The sequence below is a fragment of the Arthrobacter sp. SE2 genome, from assembly GCF_058244265.1.
On sequence record NZ_JBZAYA010000005.1, the window covers coordinates 128,828 to 151,363 of the forward strand.

19 protein-coding genes and 1 pseudogene are annotated in these 22,536 nt (G+C 63.9%); 10 read left to right on the forward strand and 10 right to left on the reverse strand.

The genetic code is table 11. From position 1 onward, the window contains the following. Positions 1-21: 21 nt before the first annotated feature. Both AC4CS3_RS09020 and AC4CS3_RS09025 read left to right on the forward strand, forming a co-directional pair. Complete coding sequence (locus tag AC4CS3_RS09020; protein WP_059389254.1) at positions 22-807, forward strand: sulfite exporter TauE/SafE family protein; 786 nt, start codon at positions 22-24, stop codon at positions 805-807. Positions 808-814: 7 nt separating this feature from the next. After that, positions 815-1,684: a TrmH family RNA methyltransferase gene (locus tag AC4CS3_RS09025; protein ID WP_490783144.1), complete on the forward strand. Its 870-nt coding sequence runs from the start codon at positions 815-817 to the stop codon at positions 1,682-1,684. A gap of 368 nt (positions 1,685-2,052) precedes the next feature. Here AC4CS3_RS09025 and AC4CS3_RS09030 read toward each other — a convergent pair whose 3' ends face one another. The 4 genes from AC4CS3_RS09030 to AC4CS3_RS09045 all read right to left on the reverse strand — a co-directional run bounded on the left by AC4CS3_RS09030 (position 2,053) and on the right by AC4CS3_RS09045 (position 6,549). Continuing rightward, positions 2,053-2,304, reverse strand: a complete 252-nt coding sequence (locus AC4CS3_RS09030; RefSeq protein WP_490783145.1) for a hypothetical protein — start codon at positions 2,302-2,304, stop codon at positions 2,053-2,055. Further along, positions 2,301-3,347: a hypothetical protein gene (locus AC4CS3_RS09035; RefSeq protein ID WP_490783146.1), complete on the reverse strand. Its 1,047-nt coding sequence runs from the start codon at positions 3,345-3,347 to the stop codon at positions 2,301-2,303. Before AC4CS3_RS09035 ends, AC4CS3_RS09030 begins: the two co-directional genes overlap by 4 nt. 102 nt (positions 3,348-3,449) lie before the next feature. Continuing rightward, positions 3,450-4,076, reverse strand: a complete 627-nt coding sequence (locus AC4CS3_RS09040) for a hypothetical protein (RefSeq protein ID WP_490783147.1) — start codon at positions 4,074-4,076, stop codon at positions 3,450-3,452. A gap of 112 nt (positions 4,077-4,188) precedes the next feature. Next, positions 4,189-6,549 carry a beta-N-acetylhexosaminidase gene (locus tag AC4CS3_RS09045; RefSeq protein WP_490783148.1) on the reverse strand — a complete coding sequence of 787 codons (2,361 nt, stop codon included), beginning with the start codon at positions 6,547-6,549 and terminating at the stop codon, positions 4,189-4,191. 247 nt (positions 6,550-6,796) lie between these two features. Between AC4CS3_RS09045 and AC4CS3_RS09050 the strand changes: the two genes are divergently transcribed. The 4 genes and pseudogenes from AC4CS3_RS09050 to lplAB all read left to right on the forward strand — a co-directional run bounded on the left by AC4CS3_RS09050 (position 6,797) and on the right by lplAB (position 9,674). Beyond that, on the forward strand, positions 6,797-7,987 hold the full coding sequence (locus AC4CS3_RS09050; protein WP_490783149.1) for an ROK family transcriptional regulator: 1,191 nt from the start codon (positions 6,797-6,799) through the stop codon (positions 7,985-7,987). A 7-nt stretch (positions 7,988-7,994) separates the two neighbouring features. Next, positions 7,995-8,096 (forward strand): annotated as a pseudogene (locus AC4CS3_RS09055) (TrmH family RNA methyltransferase); the annotation flags it as partial. 141 nt (positions 8,097-8,237) lie between these two features. Continuing rightward, the gene (locus AC4CS3_RS09060) at positions 8,238-8,495 is read left to right on the forward strand and encodes a type B 50S ribosomal protein L31 (protein ID WP_009358283.1); all 258 of its coding nucleotides are present in this window, start codon (positions 8,238-8,240) and stop codon (positions 8,493-8,495) included. A gap of 81 nt (positions 8,496-8,576) precedes the next feature. After that, on the forward strand, positions 8,577-9,674 hold the full coding sequence (lplAB, locus tag AC4CS3_RS09065; RefSeq protein WP_490783150.1) for a lipoate-protein ligase LplAB: 1,098 nt from the start codon (positions 8,577-8,579) through the stop codon (positions 9,672-9,674). Positions 9,675-9,691: 17 nt separating this feature from the next. Here the strand turns inward: lplAB and AC4CS3_RS09070 are convergent, their stop codons facing one another. The 4 genes from AC4CS3_RS09070 to AC4CS3_RS09085 all read right to left on the reverse strand — a co-directional run bounded on the left by AC4CS3_RS09070 (position 9,692) and on the right by AC4CS3_RS09085 (position 14,534). After that, the gene (locus tag AC4CS3_RS09070) at positions 9,692-10,249 is read right to left on the reverse strand and encodes a hypothetical protein (protein WP_490783151.1); all 558 of its coding nucleotides are present in this window, start codon (positions 10,247-10,249) and stop codon (positions 9,692-9,694) included. A gap of 92 nt (positions 10,250-10,341) precedes the next feature. Next, positions 10,342-10,773 (reverse strand): hypothetical protein, encoded by a 432-nt coding sequence (locus AC4CS3_RS09075; RefSeq protein ID WP_490783152.1) that lies wholly within the window; start codon positions 10,771-10,773, stop codon positions 10,342-10,344. 70 nt (positions 10,774-10,843) lie between these two features. Further along, positions 10,844-13,486 (reverse strand): aminopeptidase N, encoded by a 2,643-nt coding sequence (pepN, locus tag AC4CS3_RS09080; RefSeq protein WP_490783153.1) that lies wholly within the window; start codon positions 13,484-13,486, stop codon positions 10,844-10,846. A 4-nt stretch (positions 13,487-13,490) separates the two neighbouring features. Beyond that, a complete protein-coding gene (locus AC4CS3_RS09085) occupies positions 13,491-14,534 on the reverse strand; it encodes a YeiH family protein (RefSeq protein WP_490783154.1) in 1,044 nt (347 codons plus the stop codon). A gap of 113 nt (positions 14,535-14,647) precedes the next feature. On the opposite strand from AC4CS3_RS09085, the gene AC4CS3_RS09090 reads away from it, so the two are divergent. The 3 genes from AC4CS3_RS09090 to AC4CS3_RS09100 all read left to right on the forward strand — a co-directional run bounded on the left by AC4CS3_RS09090 (position 14,648) and on the right by AC4CS3_RS09100 (position 18,051). Next, complete coding sequence (locus AC4CS3_RS09090) at positions 14,648-16,204, forward strand: circularly permuted type 2 ATP-grasp protein (RefSeq protein ID WP_490783155.1); 1,557 nt, start codon at positions 14,648-14,650, stop codon at positions 16,202-16,204. Between the two features lie 72 nt (positions 16,205-16,276). After that, positions 16,277-17,203: an alpha-E domain-containing protein gene (locus AC4CS3_RS09095; protein ID WP_078108851.1), complete on the forward strand. Its 927-nt coding sequence runs from the start codon at positions 16,277-16,279 to the stop codon at positions 17,201-17,203. Beyond that, positions 17,200-18,051 (forward strand): transglutaminase family protein, encoded by an 852-nt coding sequence (locus AC4CS3_RS09100; RefSeq protein ID WP_490783156.1) that lies wholly within the window; start codon positions 17,200-17,202, stop codon positions 18,049-18,051. Before AC4CS3_RS09095 ends, AC4CS3_RS09100 begins: the two co-directional genes overlap by 4 nt. A gap of 25 nt (positions 18,052-18,076) precedes the next feature. Here AC4CS3_RS09100 and AC4CS3_RS09105 read toward each other — a convergent pair whose 3' ends face one another. Together AC4CS3_RS09105 and glgC are read right to left on the reverse strand one after the other, a co-directional pair. Then, complete coding sequence (locus tag AC4CS3_RS09105) at positions 18,077-19,528, reverse strand: SDR family oxidoreductase (protein ID WP_236811062.1); 1,452 nt, start codon at positions 19,526-19,528, stop codon at positions 18,077-18,079. Positions 19,529-19,636: 108 nt separating this feature from the next. Further along, complete coding sequence (gene glgC, locus AC4CS3_RS09110) at positions 19,637-21,019, reverse strand: glucose-1-phosphate adenylyltransferase (protein ID WP_490783157.1); 1,383 nt, start codon at positions 21,017-21,019, stop codon at positions 19,637-19,639. Between the two features lie 104 nt (positions 21,020-21,123). Between glgC and glgA the strand changes: the two genes are divergently transcribed. Then, positions 21,124-22,323 carry a glycogen synthase gene (glgA, locus tag AC4CS3_RS09115; RefSeq protein WP_345451810.1) on the forward strand — a complete coding sequence of 400 codons (1,200 nt, stop codon included), beginning with the start codon at positions 21,124-21,126 and terminating at the stop codon, positions 22,321-22,323. Positions 22,324-22,536 lie beyond the last annotated feature (213 nt).

A 22,536-nucleotide genomic window follows, 5' to 3' on the forward strand; every position in this document is an offset into this window, starting at 1 on the left:
AAGCAGGGGCAGCGATAAGCAGTGGAGATCCTTAGCGGCATCCTGATCTTTTTCGCGGGCTTGTGGGCCGGGACCATCAACAGCGTGGTCGGCTCCGGCACGCTGGTGACTTTCCCGGTCCTCATCGCCCTGGGCTACGCACCTGTCACGGCGACCATCAGCAACGCGATGGGGCTTGTGGCAGGCAACGTGACGGGGGCCTGGGGCTACCGCCACGAACTCAGGGGCAGGGGCCGGCAGCTGCTCAGGCTCTTGCCAGCGTCGCTGCTTGGCGGCATCACGGGTGCGTGGCTTCTACTGCACCTTCCGGAGAAGGTCTTCTACTACGCCGCTCCCATCCTGATCGTGGTCGCGCTGCTCATGGTGCTCTTCCAGCCCAAACTCCAACGGTGGGTCCAGGACCGGGCCGGCAACCCGGAACACGCCATCCACGACAAGCGGCACACCGTAATCCTCGTGGTGTTGGTGTACCTCGCCGGGGTCTATGGCGGCTACTTCGTGGCTGCCCAGGGAATCCTGCTCGTCGGCATTCTGGGTGTCTTCATGACGGGCACCATCCAGAACGCCAACGCCATGAAGAACATCCTGGTGTTGGCCGTCAACGTGGTGGCAGCGTGCTCCTACCTCCTGTTTGCCTTTGGCCGGATCGAATGGCCGGTGGTGGCAGTCATCGCTGTCAGTTCATTGATCGGCGGACTGGTGGGCTCCAAAGTGGGCCGGCGCCTGAAGCCCCTTGCGCTGCGCATCGTGATCTTCGCGCTCGGCATCGTGGCGCTCGGCTTCATGATCGCCAACCTGCTGAAATAGGAACCCCGTGACCTTCTACCACCTCGAAACCGCGGCAGACCCGCGCGTTTCGGATTACACACAACTGACTGATGTCCACCTCCGCAAGCTCCGCGAGCCTGTGGAGGGTATGTACATCGCCGAGTCGTCACGAGTGCTGCGGCGCGCCCTCGCGGCCGGCCATCAGCCTCGATCCTTCTTCCTGGCCGAGAAATGGCTGGAAGACCTCGACGACGTTTTCCAACAGTTCCCCGAGGTTCCGGTCTACATCGGCAAGGCTTCCCTGCTCGAGGAAATCACCGGATTCCACTTGCATCGGGGTGCCATGGCTGCCATGCATCGGCCGGTGCCGGTGCCCCTCGAGGAACTTCTCGCTGGCGCACACCGCGTGGCTATGTTGGAGGACGTCGTTGACCACACGAACGTCGGCGCGGCCAAAACACCGCATCGGTCGAGGATCGCTATCCTAGAGGATTTGACCGACCATACGAACGTTGGTGCGGTTTTTCGCAGCGCCGCAGCGCTCGGCGTCGACGCCGTGCTGGTGTCGCCTCAGTGTGCCGATCCGTTGTACCGGCGCTCGATCAGGGTCAGTATGGGCACAGTCTTCCAGGTGCCATGGACGAGGATCGATCCGTGGCCGGCTAGCATCGAACAGCTGAAAGAGGCGGGCTACTTCGTGGCAGGCATGTCCCTGGGGGAGGGAGCCATCACTCTGGATGAGCTTGTGGCCCAGGATCATCAAAACCTGGTGCTGGTTTTCGGAACCGAAGGCGACGGGCTGAAGCCCGAGACAGATCAATTACTTGATGCCCGCGTGACGATTCCGATGATGAACGGCGTCGACTCGCTGAACGTCGCTGCGTCGTCGGCTGTGGCCTTCTACGCGACGAGGTAGCGAATGGAATGTCCGTCCTCCTCGGGGCCTTCGTTAGCGTGACCCCGGCCGGGTCGGCTGCCAGCCACAGACCGGGGACTGGACTCATCTGACCGCGGTCTCCGGAATTCCCGTAGTGAGATGCGTGAATATTCCGCTGCTCTACCTCTGCACTGGACGTGCAGAGCAAATTGCGGCACTTACGAATGTCGGAGCCGTGATCAGGTCGGCAGCGGCGATCGGCGTTTGATGCTGTGCTGGCGACGCCGCAATGTGCTGACCCGCTGTACCGTCGCTCGATCAGGGTCAGCATGGGCACAGTCTTTCAGGTGCCATGGACGCGGATCGAATCGTGGCCTGACGATATCTGGTGCTGAAGCAAGCGGCTCTCAGGCTGCTTTGACGACGGGAACGCCATCGCGGTCCACCAGGCTGATTGCGATCGCTATAACGCCCGTCACCAATACCGCCACAGCGAACAGCCCGACGGTGCCGATGTCGAAGCCCGTTGCGGGGAGGGCGTCCAAGAGTCGCACCGGGCGTGGATCGATCCAGACCGTCACGGAGATTCCTGCGTCGTCGGCGATCGGAGGGGCAGATGCCGGCAAGACAGGTACGGGCAGGGGACCGGTGGCGCTCATGATGACGAACCCTCGGCTCGGCCTTCGGCCCGGGCTGCGTTGATGAGCTTCGTCAGCCGTGCCTTGTTTCGGCGTCGGCCGAGCGCGAGGGACGTGAAGATGAGCGTCACTCCCACGATGCAAAGGATCTGCGACCAAGGTATCGCCCATACGACGACGGATGCGCGGACCGGAGGCGGGACCGCGCGGGAGGTCGCGTCCGCCGTCGGAGTGACGCTGAGGTCAACGGTGACGGGACCGAATGGCCATACCTGTACAACGTTCGTGGATTCCCGTCGTTCGCCGGGGAGGAGATCGCCACGCGCTCTGGCCGTTGACCCGTCAACGCTGTCCGTGAACGCGAACCGGGTGTTGCCGCTGTTGACGGCACCATACTTCAGGGTGGCCGAGCCTGGCGCGAATGGATTCCATGACATGTCATAGCTTGCCGCGACGTCCACCACGTTCAGCTCCGGTTTCAGTTCGCCGGTGACTCGCGTCATTACCCGGAAACCTACTCTGCTCTCCACTCCCACTCGCGAACCCTCTTGCACGGTTCCGGTGCTCAACACCGAGGCGGCAATTCCCGCGGCATGGTCGCCGGGGGTGGCGTTTTTCGGGACCGTGATCGTGAACGGCACAATAGCGGTAGTGTGGGCTGCGACGCTGACTTTCGTCGCGCCGCTGATCCATGTCCCGGCGTCGGTGGACGTCCGGTCGGCCGGGAGCATGTTGAACCGCCCCGCCGTGGTGAAGTAGCCGTCCGCAGCCGTTAGCATGAAGGTTGCGTTCTGGTCGCCGAGATTGCGGAGGGCGAGGTGCTCGGTCATTTGTTCACCCGGGTTCATCGTGCGCTCGACCCATGAGCGGCCATCGGGTTCGGAGGCGTTCGCCGGGCTGACTGCCCAGGTGATGACGGGGTCTTGTTCACCGACATCGGTCCCGGAAGAGGGGGCGAATGCGAGGAATGCCGCGGCGAGGATCGAAACGGGTGCGTCGAGCAGGTGACTCCTGCTCGACGATCTCTTTAGGGGGTGACGCCTGTGACGGTCGATGACGCTCATTTTCTTCCGTTCCGGGTCGATTCGTGGGCGTGGACTGCGTGTGCCGGCTTCGGCATGCATCGCTCGAAGAGCCGAAGCCGGCACGCGCATCGATCTATGCGGTTACTCGAACAGGGACAGCGTCAGTTTTGAGGTGTATGCGCCGGGAGTAACCGTTGACGGGACCCTGAGTGAGAGATCAGCGGTGGCGGTCCACTTTCCCTCGGTAGCCACGGCTCCGGAGTCCGCCGCCATGGCGAGGAGTTCCCGGTCGACCAAGCCCACATTCGCCGGGGCGTTGTCGATGGCGGAGGTCACCGGGTCGCCCTGCGCGACGAGTCCGGAAGCTCCGCCGTCGATTAGGCGCGGCGCCCAGCCGAGATACCGCGCGCCGATGGTGCTCTTCCCGGCGCCGCCTGTGAAGTCTGTTGCGGTGCCGAGCACGTACCAGTGCGCGCCAGCCGGAATGGTATCGGCGGCTCGGGTATCGGTCACCGTCACAGTGGGGAGGGAGCCAGTGAATTGGCGGACGAGGTCGTTTGAGCCGTTCTCCGTGAGCGCGGCCGATGTGCCTGCGACGCTCAGCGCGAGGACGCCGGGTGTGTCGATCTTGGCGATCTCCACGGTGACGTCGACTTCGCCGTCGCCGTGCTGGACGTCGGCGGCGATGGCGGCGCTGCCGACATACGAAAGGATTATGGCTCCGGTTGCGGCTGTGACGATGCGAAGTCGGGTCGTGGTCTTGGACATGTTGAGTACTCCTGTTCTGGATTGCCCGTCTCCCGGGCATTGGGCAGTGCGGTCGTTGAGTCCGGTGGGAGAGCCGGCGGGCTGGGGGTGTCGGCTCTCCCACCGGGTTCGGTTAGCAGGTGCGGGCCGGGTAGGCGATCACCTGCGGGGTGCTGACGGCCACACCATCGACCACCGCCGAAACGGAAACCGTCACCTCACCGGCCGGGATGCCCGCCAAGCGCGTCGAAAACGCATGGAACGCGTTCTTCCCCGCGCCCACGCCCACAAACGACTTCGTCCCATACGAGGAAGCGAACTTCACCGCCACTGGCACATCCCCCCCATTGGCCGCCGACACAGCCAACAAAACCTTGCCCGCGACGCACCGACCATCCACCTTCACCGGAACCGAAAGACCCGCAGAAGGTAACACCGTGACGTTTCCACTAGTGCCAAGAGGCTGCTCGATTCCGGGCGCCCGTGCGATCATCTGGTTAACCGTGTCGAACTGCGCAAGCCGGAGTTTCGAGCCAGCGTTCCAGGACCGTTCTGCCATCGCACGGAGTGGACCGCGGACTCCTGCGGCGACCTGGGCCTCGGTCTGCTCGGTTGGACGGTCGCTCCAAATGGCGAACGACGCGCCGAGCAGTTGCGCCGGGTACGGCTGCGGGAGGGTTTGCGGGCCTGTCTTCAGCGTGGGGAAGACGCCGGGGTGCCAGTTCCTGTCCCAAATCCTCGCTGCGGTGGGATATTTGTAGCCGGCGGCTTCGCCGAGCACGTAGTAGAAGACCGAATCATTGAAGTTGACGAGCTTGTACCCGCCGTCGAGCGCCTTTTGTAGTGGCGCCATGTTGGTGTCCCAATTGGTCCACCAGGTGATCTGCATGTCGGTTTCGAGGTTCACGACGTTGCCGCGCATCATGCCGTCGTTCCAGACCCGCACCGTAAACCCTTTGGACTCGATGTAGTCGCCCATGTCGTTGGCGAACGCGGTGAGCAGATCGAACCCGTTGGCGGTGGGACCGAACCGTTGCTTGGCGGCGTTGTCGAGGATCGGGTAGTCAGACATGCGGTCGAAGTCCACGAACTCGTCGGCGCCGAGGTTCCAATACGTCGAGCCGGCGAACAGCTCGGCATACTCGTCGATCAGTTCCTTCGCGAACGCAATGGCCTCCGGTTTGGTGATGTCGAGTGCACCGCGTACGTCCCTGCCCCAGACGTCTTTCAGCCGGAGCTCCGTATGCGCACTCAACGCCTGCATGAGGTGGCCCGGCATGTCGAGCGACGGAACGACCTGAATGTGATTCGCCGTGGCAAGGGCGATGAGTTCGCGGACCTCGTCCTTCGTGAGGCGCTCCGCGGAGACGACTTCGGGATGGCCGTCGCTGGCAATGCGGAAGCCCTCGTTTTCGGAGAAATGGAGCTGCAGGGTGTTCAGCCCGACGTAGCCCATGTCCCGGATCTGTGCTGCGATCCACTGCTTCGTGTAGTACTTCCGTCCGATGTCTATGTGAAGGCTACGTTCGGCCACCGAGGGCTCGCTGGACACATTGCCGGTGGGTATCTTGCCGCTGACTTTGAGGTTCTGCAGAAGCTGGCGCGTTGCATAGAAGACCCCGTGGACGCCCTCGCCCGTAACGTCCACCCGGTCGGAAACTGCGACAGCGAACGCCTCGGATGAAGCGGTGCCAGCCAGATCGCCTTGCCGGAGCACGATGTCTCCGGGACGGATCTGGTTCTCGTCGCCGACAGCGATCTGCGGCGCCGCGGGGAGCGCGCCAGACGCGGCGAGCTCGACGCTAAATCGCTCAGCTTCCGCCTGGAGGAGTCCCTGCTGCTGCCTGAGCACAAAGAGCCGCGACGTGGCCGAGAGTGCGAGCGCTCCGCCGTCCAGCGTGAGCTGCGAGGGCTGCGGGAGACCGGCCCAGGCAATACCGGCCTCGCTACCGTCGGTGGTCACGACGGCGTAGTCCACCTGCCCCGCTATGCCGGTTGCCGCGGGGTTCTTGTCTCCGGTCAGGCGCAGCTTCAGGGTGTGGTTTCCTTGCGGGAGCTTGCCGGTTCCGAAGATCTGGACCGAGCTGGTGGCGCTCGGCGCGTAGGCATCGAAACGGGTCTCGGGGCCGCCGTCGACGCTGAGGGCATAGATGCCGTGCGCGGGGTGCTTGCGCCCATAGAGTTCAGCGCCGGTACCGAAGAAGGAGAGCGTCACGGCAGCGTCCTTCTCTGCCGACCAGTGTTCGGTTCCGGCATACCAGCCGGTCGTCGGCAGTCCTTTGTCGGCGTTCCAGGCGCCGGTGTAGGCGAAGGAGTTCTCGCCGGACGTCGTTGCGTCGTCGATCTGATACGTCGACCCGGCCGCGTTCGCAGTATGTCGGTCATCCATCGCGGTCAATCCGGTTGCGGCAAAAAGGGTCGCAAAGGCTGCGACGAGAACGTGGCGCAGCGACCGTACTCGGGTCTTCGTCGGGGAATGGGGTGCTGTATGCATGAAATCACCATCGTTTTGAGCGAGCGAGGATGCCGAAGCCGGGTCTCGAAGCCCGCGGTTGGGTGGAATATCATCGTCCGTCCGGGCAGCGGGGTCTCCGCGTCCGGCCTTGCACGCCGTCCGCCTGATGGGCTGGCGGTTGTTTAGAACTATAGGGAGTGACTAAATTAAGTCAAGACCTCGTGTGCCAGCAGCGCCGAGTAGGGTGGGCGAGGACCGAACTGGTATCAGGAAGATGGGAGAAACAGTGGAGCTCCTACGAGGGCGCACAGTCGACGGGGCCGCCGCCGGCGACTCCGGACGGCTCGAGATGCGCCGAGGGCACTTGCGCGCCGCTCTTCAGCTGGTGGTGCAGGGGGACGGGCGGATGACCCGCGCCGAGATCGCCCGCCGCTCGGGGCTCACATCGGCGACAGTCTCGTCGCTGCTCACAGAACTCATCCGAGATGGCTACGTCCAGGATGGTCAGCAAGCAGTGAGCACCGGTGGCAAGCGCGCGACGACCCTGAAGCTCGACCGCGATCGACACGGCATCCTTGTCGTCACGCTCAGGCCTCTCGTAGTCCGTGGTGCGATCCTCAATCTCGCGGGAGAGGTCGTCTCTGAACGAAGCGATCGCCTTGAATCCGGAGCGACCCCGGAGGACGTCGCCCGGTTTGTGGAAGAGTTCATCGGCGACACCGAACGAAATGTGCTCTGCGTGGGCCTCCAGGTTCCCGGCACCACAATTCATGGCCGAGTTGTGGAGAGCGTGCAGCTGGCGTGGTACGACGAACCGGTTGCAGAAGTCGTAACGGCTGCAGTCAGCGTTCCGTGCGTCACTATCAACGATGCTGACGCGGAGGCGCTCAGCGAGTCCATCTCCTCACGCGAAGCGGCTGAGAACAGTCTGTTTATCCATCTGGGCGAAGGCATCGGGGCTGCGATCATCCGGGACGGCGAGGTTATGGTCGGTCCATCTGGCCGCGCGGGTGAGATCGGGCATGTGCGCGTTGTCTATGAAGGTTCGCGCAACGTTTGCCGGTGCGGATTGACGGGATGCCTCGAGTCCACATCGTCCCTGACCGCGATGCTCGGGCCAGCCTTTCGCGACGAATCGAGTTTCGAAGAGGTCCGCCAGCTAGCCGAAGCGGCTGGAGCGCAGGAGCACCTCGCAGACGGAGCCAAGGCACTCGCACGAGCGATCCGTCTTATCTGCGCCGCATTCGATGTCGGAGAGGTAGTTCTCGGCGGCTCAGCGCCTGCGTTGGGCGCCGCATTCATCTCCGATGTCACGGACGATCTCGAGATGTACCCCGCAAAAGGCGCCAGGCTCGCCTCCGTCCGATTCGCGCAATCGTCAAGTCCGTTCAATGGCGTGGCTCAATATGCCCTCTCGCAACTCCTCGGGGTTCGCTGGAGCAATCCGCCGGCCCAGCCTGACCCCGCATTGCGCTGAGAGGCCCGTCCACCTCGCGGTAAAGATTCCCATGCGGGCCGGCATCGACTCAGTGAACGTCGCTGCCGCCTTCGCCGTCGCCTTCTGGGAGTTGCGCCCACGAGAGTGACGCGGCTGGTTCAAGCGAGGCGCGGTTTCCGCTATGATTGATTGTTGGCCCGGCACTGGGTATCTGTTTTCAGTGCGCGGATCAAATCCATTCATACCTGGCAGCTGGCAAAATCCAGCTGCGTGAACAAAAGGTCCCATTATGAAGTCTGATATCCACCCGAAGTACGAAGCTGTTGTATTCAACGACCTGGCTTCCGGCGTCAAGTTCCTGACCAAGTCCACCGTGTCTTCTTCCAAGACCATCGAGTGGGAAGACGGCAACACCTACCCGGTCATCGACGTCGAAATCTCCTCGGAGTCCCACCCGTTCTACACGGGCAAGCAGCGCATCATGGACTCTGCAGGCCGCGTCGAGCGCTTCAACGCTCGCTTCAAGGGCTTCGGCGGCAAGAAGTAATCAACTTCACCTCCAAGCTTCTGTGAAAGCCCGCACCCGCCGTATCATCGGTGGCTGCGGGCTTTTGCGTTTTCCGGCAGGATGGAAACCATGACTTCCAGCATGGCATTCCAACATGGCGAACCCCGGCTTCATGGCGAATACAAGGTCCCCGGCGGAAAACTTGTGGTTGTTGACCTCGACGTCACGAACGGGCGGTTCGTGAACGTCTCGCTGAGCGGCGACTTCTTCCTGGAACCGGACGAGGCCCTGCTGGACATCAACCGGGCGCTCACGGGCCTTCCGGAAAGTTCGACGCCGGCCGAGATCTCCGCTGCAGTCACCGCCGCATTGCCTGCCGACTCGGTCCTGTTCGGCTTTTCCGCTGACGCCGTCGCCGTAGCTGTCCGCAGGGCACTGTCCAAAGCCACCGGGTGGGCGGACCACCAGTGGGAGGTGATCCCGCCGTCGGTCCTTCCCACGCACCTGAACGTAGCGCTGGACGAGGTCCTCACGGAGCAGGCCGGGGCCGGGCTCCGCAACCCCACCTTGCGCTTCTGGGACTGGGAAGAGCCGTCAGTGGTGATCGGCAGCTTCCAGTCTTTCCGCAACGAGGTGGATCCCGACGGCGTCGCGCGTCACGGCATCACGGTGGTCCGCCGCATCAGCGGCGGGGGAGCCATGTTCATGGAGGCCGGAAACTGCATCACCTATTCGCTCTATGTGCCACAGAGCCTCGTGGATGGCATCAGCTTTGCCGACTCCTACGCGTTCCTGGATGCGTGGGTCATGGCTGCCCTGGAAAAACTGGGGATTACCGCGTTCTACGTCCCGCTCAATGACATCGCCACCGAGCAGGGAAAGATCGGCGGTGCAGCGCAAAAGCGACTCGCCAACGGCGGCATGCTGCACCACGTCACCATGAGCTACGACATCGACGCCGACAAGATGGTCGAGGTCCTGCGCATCGGCAAGGAAAAGCTTTCCGACAAAGGAACCCGCAGCGCAAAGAAGCGTGTGGATCCACTCCGTCGGCAAACCGGCCTGGCACGGACGGAAATCATCAAAGCCATGCAGGAGGTCTTCACCGAGCGCTACGGCGCCACGGAGTCCCGCATCACCGACGCCGAATTGGCAACAGCCCGGGAACGGGTGCGGTCAAAGTTCGGCACCGAGGAATGGCTGCACCGTGTGCCTTAACTGCCGGTGTTCCCTAGTTACTCCGCCCGGTACGCATCCACTGCCTGTTCCATGACCGGACCGTAGAGCGGCCATGAATCGGCGGGAGCCGCCACGATGAGGACGCTGCTGCCCTTGCTGCCCGCTACGAGGCAAGCTATCTCACGGTAGCGGTTGTTGCCGACGTGGGTCACGTAGCTGTCCTCCACGCAGGAACCCGTGCCTCCGCGGAAAGCCATTCCGGTTCGCTCAGCGATTTTGCTGGGTGACGAGGAGTTCTCGTCCGCCAGGTGATCGAGCCTGAAGGTGTTCCAATTGTCCAGCGCCTCGCTGCCCTGCCGGGGCGTGGCGTTGAAGTACATCCGCAGTTCTCCCGTTGAGGACGAGACGTTCGCGGACACACTGCCGGGGTCGCTTTCCGCCGGGCTGGCATCGGGCGGGACCGAAAGGACCCCCGTGCCGTCCGGAAGGTCCATGGTTTTCCACCCTGCCGGTGCCGATGCTGCCTTGAACCACGCGAACGGCGCTTCGGCAGACTCAACCGTACGGGAGTCCTGGCCTCGAACAGCGGAACTGCAAGCCGCCACCGTCATCATCGCAACTATCCCAAGGGATAGCCCGCCGAACCGCCTTATTCTGTCGCGAGGCGGGACGCTACCGGTTTCCATCGCCGTCGTCCGGTCCGCCGTTATCGTCGCCGTCGCGGTCGCCGCCATTGGGGTGCCGCGGTGGCGGCGGAACCATGTGGGGTGGCGCCGGTGCCGGAGGCGGGACTACGGCTGGAGGCGCTGGGGGTGGCGGAACGACGGCGGGCGGAACGGTCGCTGACGGGGACGGGGACGAAACCGCCGGGGGAACGGTTGGGGTCGCCGTCGGGCTCGTCGACGGCGTTGCGGGAGTCGGGGTGGCGGTGTTCAGAGCAGGTGACGGCGTGCTTGGGGCGGGCGTGGTGCTCACTGTTGGGGTTGTAGGCGTTGCAGGCCCAGGAGCGGCCGGCTGTCCGCCGAAGCAGCCTCCGAGCAAAAGGGTGGTGCCCAGCGCTGCGGCGGCAAGCACGGGGCGAGGAAACTTCATGGTGACCGTCCTCAAGAAAGGCCCGTGCGGAGCGCAGGGCTTGCATCTAAAGACGATGCCGGCGATCCCGTTGGTTCAAGGCCAGCTCGTCAACCCCCGGATCGCCGGCTCCCGCGTCAGCCCTGCTGCAGCACTCCGGCTTCTTCTTGTTGCGACGCACCGGCGGCTTGGGCCGTGAGGGCGCGGAACAAGTGGCTTCGCTGCTCAATGACGATGCGCCGGAGGGCCCGCGGAGCTTCAGTGTGGGCGCTCAGCCAATCGTCCGTGCGCCGAAGCACCGGATGATCTTCCGGAGCCATCCCGGCCTGCAGATCCTGGGCTGCGGGGAACAGGCCCCGCACAATCCGGCCCCCGATCTCGATGCTCCGGGATTGCCAGACATCCTCCAGGCAGTCGAAGTACGGTTCGGTGAAGCCGTCCAGGAACCCGGACGAGGCAAGGGAGAAGCCTGCGATTGTCGCGCTCAGAATCTCGTTGGAGAGCCCGGTGTCGTTGACCGCGGCATTCCATGCGGCCGTCTTGACGGCGGCATCCGGACGCGCAGCTGCGGCCAGGGCATGGCCTTCGCGTCCCGCCGCGGTGTGGTCCAGGGCGAGTTCGGCATCCAGTTCCGATAGCGTGGCCGCTCCGTTGGCTGCCAGTGCTTGCCACAGGCTCCACCGGAGATCCGCATCCACCGTCAGGCCATCCACTATCACGCTTCCGGAGAGAATACCGCGGAAGAACTCGACATACGCGCCGTCATGGCGCGACAACTCCGCCAGTGTCCTGGCCCACGCGAGTTGCTGGTCCGAACCCGGTTTTGAGGTCCGCAACTCCATCGCGCTGGCCGCCATCAGGCTCTCGCGGACCCCATCCCGTTGCCGGGCCGGGACGTAGCGCTCGACGGCGGTCACCGCGTTGCCCAGAACGTTCAGGAGGACGCCGATTCCTGACTCGGCAGGGGCGAAGCGTTCGACGGCGGCGACGTACAGCGCCGCGGGGGTAACGGCGTCGCGCGCTGAATCCCACAGGGCTGTCCAGCACAACGCCCGGGCCATCGGATCGCTGAGCCGGTCCAAGGAGGAACGTACCGTTGCCTCTGACTCCGCATCCAGGCGCACCTTGGCATAGCTGAGGTCGTCGTCGTTGACGAGCAGCAGGGCCGGGCGCGGCTTGCCCGCGAGTTCCTCCACCGTAGTGTCGGCGCCTTCGACGTCCAGCTCGATGCCCGCTGTGCGGAGCAATTGGCCGCCGTCGTCAAAGTCATAGAGACCGATCCTGAGCCTGTGCGGGCGGTGTTCCTGCGTGCCCGTAATGGGGTCCACGGAGTCCTGGCGCAGGGTGACTGCCTCCATGGCATCGCCGTTCCCGGAGATTTCGGCCGCAATGGTGGAGATCCCCGAGGTCTGCAGCCACTGCCGGGCCCACGTTCGAAGGTCCCGGCCCGATGCCGTGCCCAGGGCTTCGAGGAGGTCGGTCAGTGAGGTGTTGCCGTATTCGTGATCCTTGAAGTAGCGTCGCGAGCCGGCAATGAACGCCTCGAACCCGACGTAGGCCACCAATTGCTTGAGGACGGAAGCGCCCTTTGCATAGGTAATGCCGTCGAAGTTCTGCTTTGCGGCTTCCAGGTCGGGAATGTCCGCCACGATGGGGTGGGTCGTGGGCAACTGGTCCTGCACGTAGGCCCAGGACTTGCGCTTGTTCGCAAAATTCACCCAGGCGCTGTCCCAGTCCGTGGCCTTGTCCACGCCGAGGGTGCCCATGTAGTCGGCGAAGGATTCCTTGAGCCAGAGATCGTCCCACCAGGTCATGGTCACGAGGTCTCCGAACCACATGTGGGCCATCTCGTGCATGAGGGTGTTGGCGCGGGCTTGGTACTGGGCATCGGTGGCCCGCGAGGTGAAGACGTATTTCTCGGTGAAGGTAACCAGGCCGGGGTTTTCCATCGCACCAAGGTTGTACTCGGGCACGAACGCTTGATCGTACTTGCCCCACGGGTACGGATAGTCGAAGAGCTCGTTGAAGAAGTCCAGGCCGTTCTTCGTCAGCCGGAAAAGCTCGGAGGCATCGAAGGACTCCTGCATAGACGCGCGGCAATAGAGCGCCAGCGGAACCTCAAGGCTGGTCCCGTCGTCGAGCGTCTTGCTCCAGTGGTCCGTAGCACGGAAATAGGGACCGGCGAGGACCGTGGTGATGTAGGTGGACATCCGCTTGGTCGTAGCGAAATCCCAGCGGCTCGTGGCCGGATCGCTCGTCAGTTGCGTCCGTGCGAGCTCGGCGCCGTTCGAGGCTACCTGCCAGGCGGAAGGCGCCATGACGTGGAAGGTGAATTCGGCCTTCAGGTCCGGCTGTTCGAAGTTCGCGAAGACGCGGCGGGCATCCGCCGGTTCGTATTGCGTGTAGAGGTAGCACTGACCGTCGGCGGGATCGACGAAGCGGTGCATGCCCTCTCCGGACCGGCTGTAGAGGGCGGTTCCGGTGACCGTCACCTGGTTTTCGGCCTGGAGATTGTTCAGGTGGATCCTGTCGCCGTCCACTACCTCGGCGACGTCTAGCCCTTTTCCGTTGAGGAAGACGCTATGTACGCCACCGTGGATGAAATCCAGGAAGGTGGAGGAACCAGGCTGTGCGGAAAAGTTGATGACGCTGCGGCTTGTGTACCCTGGCACGCCCGCATCGGCGGCTTGGCGGACGTCAAGGGAGACATCGTAGCTGTGGGTGCTGATCAGGGCTGAACGGGTGGCGGCTTCAGCGCGCGCCAAGTTGTGATTCGACACCCAGCTATCTAATCATGAGCAAGACGGCGCCCAAGCCCAACAGGGCGATCAGGAACCAGGAGCCAAGCGCAACGAGCGCAGCGCGGCCACCTGTGTGCAACAGCGTGCGGACGCGGACCGCCGAACCCAGCCCGAACAGGGCCGAGGCGAGCAGGATGTCCTGGAGTGCTCCCGCGGCGTCCAGCACGCCCGGGCCCAACCAGCCCGAGGAACGCACGGCCACCATCGCGATGAACCCGAGCACGAAGAGCGGGACGATCGGCGGGAACTTGCCGCCGTCGTCGTTCGCTTTGGAGCCGTTGCGCGAGTTCCGACGCATCGACCATCGTTGCGTGAGCCCGGCTCCGGCAACGATGGGGGCCAGCAGGACCACCCTGGTCAGTTTCACGACGACGGCGAGCGCCAGCGCCACAGGACCGGCGGTCTGTGCCGTCGCGACTACCTGGCCGACGTCGTGCACGGAAGCGCCCGTCCAGGCGCCGAATTGTTCGGGGCTCAGGCCCAAAGGGTGCATGAGCAAGGGCAGGACGCCGATGGCGAGCGTGCCGCAAAGGGTCACCAAGGCAACAGGCAGGACGGTGTCCTGGTGTTTGATGCGGCGCACCGCGGCCATCGCTCCGATCGCCGAGGCCCCGCAAATGGAGAAGCCGGTGGCAATCAGCAGGGCGCATTCGCGCGGGAGCTTCACCAGCCGGGCCAGCCCATACGTGCCCGCGAAACTCAGGAGCACGACGGCGGCAATCAGGACGAGCGCAAACCAGCCAAGGTCGAGGACATCGGCGACGCTGACCTTCAAGCCGAGCAGCACAATGCCCGCCCGCATGTGGTGCTTGCCGGCGAAGTCCAGGCCCGGGCGGGCGCGTCCGGCGGCCCATGTCGCCGTGCCCGGTATATTTGCAGCTAACAAACCCAGCGCTACAGCGGCTGTCATGGCAGGGATGGGGGGAAGCAGGGCATGGACAATGAAGGCAAGTCCAGTGGCTGCCACTGCCATGACAATCCCGGCTCCCCATCGGGAGACGGGGGCCGGGAAACGATTGGGGTGCATTCGTCAACCTTGATGCATGCAAGCGCTGAAATGCGAACAGGGTTCACACTTGGTGTCGCAACATGCAGAACGCGAAATGCGTTCGTAATCGAAAAGGTGATTGTCTGAATCCCATGTCAGAGCTATTCCGGGATTACTCCGAGGCCGCCGCCCGTTCCGGCGCCTACGACGAAATGTTCGCCCCAGGCACGATTGCCCGAAAGTCCTATGGCCAGGTGGACGGCGCCCTTCGCGAGCTTTCGCTTGCCGATGTGAGCGCCCGTGCCGAGTCGATGGCGCGGACCTTCTTGGACCGGGGCGTGACCTTCGATTATGCGGGGGAGGAGAGACCCTTCCCGCTGGACATCGTGCCGAGGGTGATTCCGGCTGACGAATGGGATGTGCTTGAGCGTGGGGTCAAGCAGCGCGTCCGCGCCTTGGAGGCGTTCCTGGACGATGTCTACGGTCGGATGGCGGTGGTCTCTGACGGCGTAGTGCCGCGGGCATTGGTGACCACGAGCGCGCATTTCCACCGTGCCGTGCATGGTTTCGAGCCCGCCGGCGGCGTGCGCGTACATGTGTCCGGTATTGACGTCGTCCGCGATGCCGCGGGCACGTTCCGGGTCCTGGAGGACAACGTCCGGGTGCCTTCCGGTGTGTCCTACGTGTTGGAGAACCGGCGGGCGATGGCGAAGGGTTTGCCGGAGGCGTTCGGGCAGCAGCACATCCGTCCGGTCGAGGAATACCCGCGCCGTCTGCTGTCGGCATTGCGGAAGACGGCGCCTTCCGGGGTGGACGACCCCACGGTGGTCGTGTTGACCCCCGGGGTCTTCAACAGCGCCTATTTCGAACACACCCTGCTGGCCGGGTTGATGGGCGTTGAACTGGTCGAGGGCAGGGACCTGATCTGCCGCGGAAACCGGGTATACATGCGCACCACCGCCGGCGAGCAGCGCGTGGACGTCATTTACAAGCGGATCGACGACGAGTTCCTGGATCCGCTGCAGTTCCGCTCCGACTCCATGCTCGGCTGTCCGGGACTGGTGAACGCGGCCAGGGCAGGCGGGGTGACGATCGCGAACGCGGTGGGCAACGGTGTGGCCGACGACAAGCTGGTCTATTCCTACGTGCCGGACCTGATTCGTTACTACCTGCACGAAGAGCCCGTGATCGCGAACGTAGAGACTTTCCGGCTGGAAGAGAAGGAAGCCCGCGAACAGGTCCTCGACCGGCTCGAGGAACTCGTGGTCAAGCCAGTGGATGGTTCGGGAGGCAAGGGCCTGGTGATCGGTCCGGATGCTTCACGCGACGAGCTGGAGGCTTTGCGGAAGCGGGTGTTGGCGGATCCGCGCGGCTGGATCGCCCAGCCCGTGTTGCAGCTCTCCACCGTTCCGACGCTTTCGGGAGACCGCTTTGGCCCCCGGCACGTGGACCTGCGTCCGTTCGCGGTTAACGACGGCGACGACGTCTGGGTGCTGCCTGGCGGACTGACCCGGGTTGCTCTGAAGGAAGGCTCGCTGATCGTGAACTCTTCCCAGGGTGGCGGTTCCAAGGACACCTGGGTGCTCTCGGACTCCCCGCAACTGCCCGCCGTCGAACTGCCGCGTTCCTCGATTACGGTCCGCGAACAGGTCTCGGTGTGGCCCGTCGAAAGCAACTGGCGGGACCGGCAATCGGACCAGCAGCAGTGATCCGGCACGCCATGGTGCCGGAGCAGGATACATTCATCGTCACAACGCAGGACCCGAAGGAGGCACAGCCCCATGCTGAGCCGTATTGCTGAATCCCTTTTCTGGATCGGCCGTTATGTGGAGCGGGCCGACGGAACGGCCAGGATCCTGGACGTCCATCTTGAACGCCTGAACCACCTTCCGCTCGAGGAACAACGCAGCGTGGCGCGGGAACTCCTGGCTGTCATGGGAGCCCGGCCGCAGAGTGAAGAATTCGGCTTGCCGGAGCTGCTTCACGCTCTCGCCTACGACAAGACGAGCGCCACGTCCATTGCCGGTTCCCTGGGGGCTGCGCGCGAGAATGCGCGGCGCGCACGCGAGACCGTGTCCTCCTCATTGTGGGAGAGCCTCAATACGACGTACTACGGGCTCAACCAGCACCGTAAGGACGTGGTGGGTACGTACCGCTTCTGCAACTGGGTTCTGGAGCGCACCGCCATGGTCAGGGGTCTCGCAGACACCACGGTGAGCCACGACGAAAGCTGGCTTTTCCTTGTCCTAGGCCGCTCACTCGAACGCGCAGACATGACCGCGCGGATGCTGTCCACCAGGGATGTCCTCTCCGCGGGAATGTCCTGGGTGAACATGTTGCGTTGCGCCGGAGCTTACGAGTCATTCCTTCGGACCCGCCGTGCGGCCTTCGGAGACCAGCACGCCGCCGAGTTCCTCCTGCTGGACCGTCTGTTCCCGCGCTCCATCGTCTTCGCCTTGCGCGACGCCGACGAGTGCCTCGCCAAGCTGGATCCCTCCGCACAGCGGGTGGGCTTCATCAACGACGCCCGTCGGATCGTCGGGCAGGCCCGTACCTTCCTTGAGTTCCATCGCACCGACGATCTCATGTCCGAATTGCCCGAGCACATGGACCGAGTCCAGAAGGCCGTCACGCAGGCCTCCGACGCGATTTCCCGTAAGTACTTCAATCAGGCGGATGAACTGGCCTGGGTGGGAGAAGTTTCATGACCCGGCTGAGCATCGTCCACAAGACGGCCTACAAATACAACCGCCGTGTGACCCTGTCGTACAACGAGGCACGCATGACTCCGTTGACCGATCCGCAACAGGTGGTCCTCGAATCCTCGCTGAAGATCACGCCGTCGCAAGCTGCCGTGAGCACCTACCGCGATTATTGGGGCACCCGCGTTACCGCCTTCGATATGCAGATGCCGCACGAGCGCCTCGAAGTGGTGGCCACCACCACCGTTGAAGTCCACCGGGTGGAGCGGGTGGCCCTGGATGAAGAGATTGTGGGGTGGGATGTCATTGCTTCCGACGGGATCCGGGACCAGTTCAGCGACTGGTTGCCGCAGTCGCAGCTCAGTGGTCCGGGGGAGGAAGTCCTCGGCATCATCCCCGCCGTCGTGGCCGGCAAGAACCCGCACGAGACTGCCATGGCCATTTTCGAATGGATGCGCGGCGAAATGAGCTATGTGAAAGGCACTACGGGCGTCACGACCAACGCCGAGGAGGCCTGGAACCAGCGTCAGGGAGTCTGCCAGGACCTGGCGCACTTGGCCATCGGTTCGCTCCGCAGTTGCGGCATTCCGGCCCGGTACGTGTCCGGTTACATCCATCCGCGGCCCACGGCCGAGATCGGCGAAACCGTCGCAGGCCAATCCCACGCCTGGCTGGAATGGTGGGACGGCGAATGGCGCAGCTGGGATCCCACTAACCACAAGCCTGCCGGAGATCTCCACGTCACTGTAGCGCGGGGCCGGGACTACCGGGATGTTCCTCCCTTGAAGGGCATCCTGTCCGGCGGCGGCGGCTCAGGCCTCACCGTGACTGTCGAGATCACGCGGCTCACCTAGCAGGCCTGCGGCCCTCCGCTTGGATTTACCAGGGGGAGGGCTTGTAGTCCTTCAGGAAGACGCCGTACTGGTCTTCGCCGTTTTCACCCATGACGATGGGATCGTAGACACGCGCTGCCCCGTCCACGAGGTCGAGGGGTGCGTGGAAGCCTTCCTCCATGAGCCGGACTTTGGTGTAGTGCGGGCGTTCGTCCGTGATCCATCCGGTGTCGACGGCGGTCATCAGGATCCCGTCGCTGTCCAGCATTTCTTGTGCACTGGTCCGGGTCATCATGTTCAACGCGGCCTTTGCCATGTTGGTATGCGGGTGCCCGGGGCCTTTGTAGGCGCGGGAGAACTGGCCCTCCATGGCTGAGACATTCACGATGTACTTCCTGCGGGCGGTTGAACGCTTCATGGCCCCGCGGAGCCGGCTCACCAAGAGGAACGGCGCCGTGACGTTGCAGAGTTGCACCTCGAGCATCTCCAGCGGATCGACTTCGTCCACCACTTGGGTCCAGCTGTTGATGGCCGCAAGGTCGGGAACCAGGCCGCCGGCGTCGATCGCGGTGCCCGTCGCGATCCGCGCCAACGACGCGGAGCCCGTGGACAGCGCGAGCGAGGTAATCGCATCGCCTGCCAGCACGGGATGATCGGTGACGCTTTGGGTGATGGCCAACGGGTGCTTGTCGTGGGCATGGCCGAACGTGACCAGTTCCGGGCCGCCGTTGGCTGCTTGTAGGGCCTCAGGCAGCGGCTCGTCCTCGGCATCCACCAGGGGCTTGTACGCGTTCCCCGAACGCCTGACTGTCTGGGCGGCGTTGTTGATGATGATGTCGAGCGGGCCGGCTTCGTTGAGCGAGTCCGTGAGCGCCATGACCTGTGAGGGATCCCGGAGGTCGATGCCCACAATCCTGAGCCGGTGCAACCAGTCCGCGCTGTCTTCCATGGCGGCGAAACGTCGTGCCGCGTCCTTGGGGAAGCGGGTGGTGATCGTCGTGTGCGCGCCGTCGCGGAGCAAGCGGAGGGCGATGTACATGCCGATCTTGGCGCGCCCACCCGTCAGGAGGGCACGGCGTCCGCTGAGGTCGGTGCGGGCATCGCGCTTGCTGTGGCTGAAGGCCGCACATTCCGGGCACAACTGGTGGTAGAACGCGTCTACTTGCGTGTAGTGCTGCTTGCAGATGTAGCAGGGCCTGGACCGGATGAGATGGCCGGCGATTTCGCCCGTGGCCGAGGTAGCCAGCTTGTTCCCGCGGGTCTCGTCGTCGATCCTGTCCGGGGCCGCGGTGGCAGTCAACGCGATCACAGCACGATCGGCTTCCGCGATCTCGTCCCGCTTGGTGACCCGGCGGTGGCGCTTGACGGCCTTGAACATCTTTCCCGTGGCACGACGGATGGCGACGTAGTCCGGGTGCTCCTCGTCGTAGGCGTGGATGGTGTTCAAGACCTTGAGGCAGGCCTGGATCTCTTCAGGCGTCAAATCGGCGGGGCTCATTGGGTCAATTTTACAGGGTCGGGCGCAGCAAAGCCTCCCGGGCGGCAGCGGCGGGAAGGCTGCTGTCGCCCGGGAGGCCGGGGGCCGTGCTGATTCCGTGGTTCCGGGTCAGACCTCTACCGAGGCAGCCTGGATTTTCGTGACCTGCTCCGCGGAGTCCCTGATGTCGGGGAACTTTTCGGTGGCGGCTTTGATCGCCTCCGGCACCGAGCGGCGGTACTCGGCCGCCAGGGCGAGCTCGGAAGCGTCAGGTTCCGGTACGACCTGGTCCTTGGCGAGTACGGTGATTCCGGATTCGGTGACCTTGAAGCCGCGGGCGCGGTCAAGGTCGGCATCCAGTCCAATGGCAGCCCCGGCAGGGACCTTCACGTTCTTGTCGATGATGGCCCGCTTGATCACGGCGCCTTCACCGATGCGCACCTTGTCCATCAGCACCGAGTCCTGGATCCTGCTGGCCGGTCCAACGTAGACATCGTTGGAGAGGACGGACCCTTCCACGATGCCTCCGGAGATCACCGAGCCGCTGGCCACGATGGAGTCCAAAGCGGTGCCGACCGTGTTGTTGTCGCCCCGGACAAACTTGGCCGGCGGCGAGATGCTCTGCCGCGTGTAGATGGGCCATTCCGAGTTGTACAGGTTGAACACGGGGACCGGGGAAATCAAGTCCATGTGGGCGTCATAGAACGAATCGATGGTTCCAACGTCGCGCCAGTAGGTGCGGTCGCGGTCGGTGGAACCGGGAATGTCGTTGAGCGTGAAGTCGTAGACGCCGGCCTCGCCCTGGGACACGAAGTAGGGGATGATGTCGCCGCCCATGTCGTGCTTGGTGTCCAGGCGCTCCGCATCGATGCGAAGTGCTTCCACCAGAGCGTCGGCGTCGAAGACGTAGTTGCCCATGGAGGCAAGGAACTGCGAGGGATCGGCGGCGAGGCCTTCCGTTTCGGCAGGCTTTTCCACAAACGCCGAAATCTTTTGCGGATCGTTCTTGTCGACCTCGATCACGCCGAACTGGTTGGCCATGTTCAGCGGCTGGCGGACGGCCGCGACTGTGGCCTTGGCGCCGCTGGCCACGTGCTGCTGGACCATCTGCTGGAAGTCCATGCGGTAAACGTGGTCCGCACCGACAACGACAACAATGTCGGGGTTGGCGTCGTGAATCAGGTTCAGGGACTGGTAGATGGCATTCGCGCTGCCGAGGAACCAGCTCTTGCCCACGCGCTGCTGGGCGGGAACCGAGGCCACATATCTGCCCAGCTGGGTGGACATCCGCCAGGTCTCGGAAATGTGGCGGTCAAGACTGTGCGACTTGTATTGGGTCAACACCACGATCTGGAGGTACCCGGAATTGACCAGATTCGAGAGAGCGAAATCGATCAGTCGATAGCCCCCCGCAAACGGCACCGCAGGTTTTGCCCTGTCTGCCGTCAATGGCATAAGGCGGTTTCCTTCGCCGCCAGCCAACACAATTGACAATACTTTCTTCAACGCCATGGTGTTTGCTCTCCCTGTACGTCTTTGTAGCCCCCGAAAAAAGCCCGGGTTGCCGGACCCTTTCACACTAGAACACATACTCCGGAAGGACTACGTTAGGTAGCGTGCGCGTAGACATTGTGACTAAAGAGTTTCCACCCGAAATCTATGGCGGGGCCGGTGTGCATGTTGCCGAGCTCAGCCGCGTCTTGGCGAAGCACGTGGATCTGCAGGTGCGCGCCTTCGGCGCGCCCCGTGATGCGGACTTCCACGGTGCAACGGTGACGTCGTATTCCACTCCGGATGATCTGGGGGCGGCGAATGCCGCCGTCCAGACCCTCGGGGTGGATTTGCGCATCGTGCCGGACATCGCCGGAGCGGACCTGGTCCATTCCCATACCTGGTACGCCAACATGGCCGGCCACCTGGCGTCCCTGTTGCATGGGATACCCCATGTGCTCAGCGCCCATAGCCTGGAGCCGTTGCGGCCGTGGAAAGCGGAGCAGCTGGGTGGTGGCTACGCGTTGTCCTCATGGGTTGAAAAGACCGCCTATGAGGCTGCAGCGGCTATCATCGCCGTCTCGGACGGCATGCGGAAGGACATCCTGCGCAGCTATCCGAACGTGGATCCCGCCAAGGTCCGGGTGGTCCACAACGGCATCGACGTCGACATGTGGCAGCCGGACGAAGGCGAAGACGCAATTCGTGCCCTCGGCATCGATCCCGCCAAGCCCAGTGTGGTCTTTGTTGGGCGAAACACCCGCCAGAAGGGCGTGCCCTACCTCCTGAAGGCTGCGGCCAGCCTGCCGGAAGATGTCCAGCTTGTACTGTGCCTTGGCGCGGCGGACACCCCGGAACTCGCAGCGGAAACGGCCCGGCTCATCGAGGACCTGCAGGGCAAACGCGAGGGTGTCCTGGTCATTGAACGCATGCTGCCGAGGCACGAGCTCATCCAGGTCCTCAGCCATGCCACGGCCTTCGCTTGCCCGTCGATCTACGAGCCCCTTGGCATCGTCAACCTCGAGGCCATGGCATGTGGCGCGGCCGTCGTGGCAAGTGCCACTGGCGGCATCCCCGAAGTGGTCCAGCACGGCGAAACGGGGCTGCTGGTGGAGCTCGAGCAGGTCACGGACGGTACCGGAACCCCGCTGGATCCCGAAAAGTTCGTCGCAGATTTCGCCGCTGCCCTCAACGAGGTTGTGTCCGATCCTGCGCGGGCCAAGGTCATGGGTGCCGCGGGCCGGGTCCGGGCCGAGGAGCACTTCTCCTGGGAATCGATCACCGAAACAACCCTCGAGGTCTATCGTTCAGTCCTCGCCCCCTGACCCGCTCACCAACGAACCCAAGTAACTCGCAGTAAGTGTCGTTTTGAGGGCTCATAACGACAAATGCGGGGGCCCACGCCGCTAGGGTTCCCTGGCCGAGCTTGCGGGGCGAGGGTGGCGGTGGGGATCAGTTGGGAAAGAACGACGACGGCGCCGCACCCCCCAGCGGGAGTGCGGCGCCATCGTCGTTAAAGGATTCAGCAACTGTTCACC

What these genes read in the sequence shown, in the direction of transcription:
- AC4CS3_RS09060 (WP_009358283.1), top strand. Translation starts at nt 8,238, where the DNA reads ATGAAGTCTGATATCCACCCGAAGTACGAAGCTGTTGTATTCAACGAC.
- AC4CS3_RS09035 (WP_490783146.1), bottom strand. Translation starts at nt 3,347, where the DNA reads ATGAGCGTCATCGACCGTCACAGGCGTCACCCCCTAAAGAGATCGTCG.
- AC4CS3_RS09085 (WP_490783154.1), bottom strand. Translation starts at nt 14,534, where the DNA reads ATGCACCCCAATCGTTTCCCGGCCCCCGTCTCCCGATGGGGAGCCGGG.
- AC4CS3_RS09045 (WP_490783148.1), bottom strand. Translation starts at nt 6,549, where the DNA reads ATGCATACAGCACCCCATTCCCCGACGAAGACCCGAGTACGGTCGCTG.
- AC4CS3_RS09105 (WP_236811062.1), bottom strand. Translation starts at nt 19,528, where the DNA reads ATGAGCCCCGCCGATTTGACGCCTGAAGAGATCCAGGCCTGCCTCAAG.
- AC4CS3_RS09075 (WP_490783152.1), bottom strand. Translation starts at nt 10,773, where the DNA reads ATGCAAGCCCTGCGCTCCGCACGGGCCTTTCTTGAGGACGGTCACCAT.
- lplAB (WP_490783150.1), top strand. Translation starts at nt 8,577, where the DNA reads ATGGAAACCATGACTTCCAGCATGGCATTCCAACATGGCGAACCCCGG.
- AC4CS3_RS09040 (WP_490783147.1), bottom strand. Translation starts at nt 4,076, where the DNA reads ATGTCCAAGACCACGACCCGACTTCGCATCGTCACAGCCGCAACCGGA.
- AC4CS3_RS09100 (WP_490783156.1), top strand. Translation starts at nt 17,200, where the DNA reads ATGACCCGGCTGAGCATCGTCCACAAGACGGCCTACAAATACAACCGC.
- glgC (WP_490783157.1), bottom strand. Translation starts at nt 21,019, where the DNA reads ATGGCGTTGAAGAAAGTATTGTCAATTGTGTTGGCTGGCGGCGAAGGA.
- AC4CS3_RS09095 (WP_078108851.1), top strand. Translation starts at nt 16,277, where the DNA reads ATGCTGAGCCGTATTGCTGAATCCCTTTTCTGGATCGGCCGTTATGTG.
- AC4CS3_RS09090 (WP_490783155.1), top strand. Translation starts at nt 14,648, where the DNA reads ATGTCAGAGCTATTCCGGGATTACTCCGAGGCCGCCGCCCGTTCCGGC.
- AC4CS3_RS09030 (WP_490783145.1), bottom strand. Translation starts at nt 2,304, where the DNA reads ATGAGCGCCACCGGTCCCCTGCCCGTACCTGTCTTGCCGGCATCTGCC.
- AC4CS3_RS09070 (WP_490783151.1), bottom strand. Translation starts at nt 10,249, where the DNA reads ATGATGACGGTGGCGGCTTGCAGTTCCGCTGTTCGAGGCCAGGACTCC.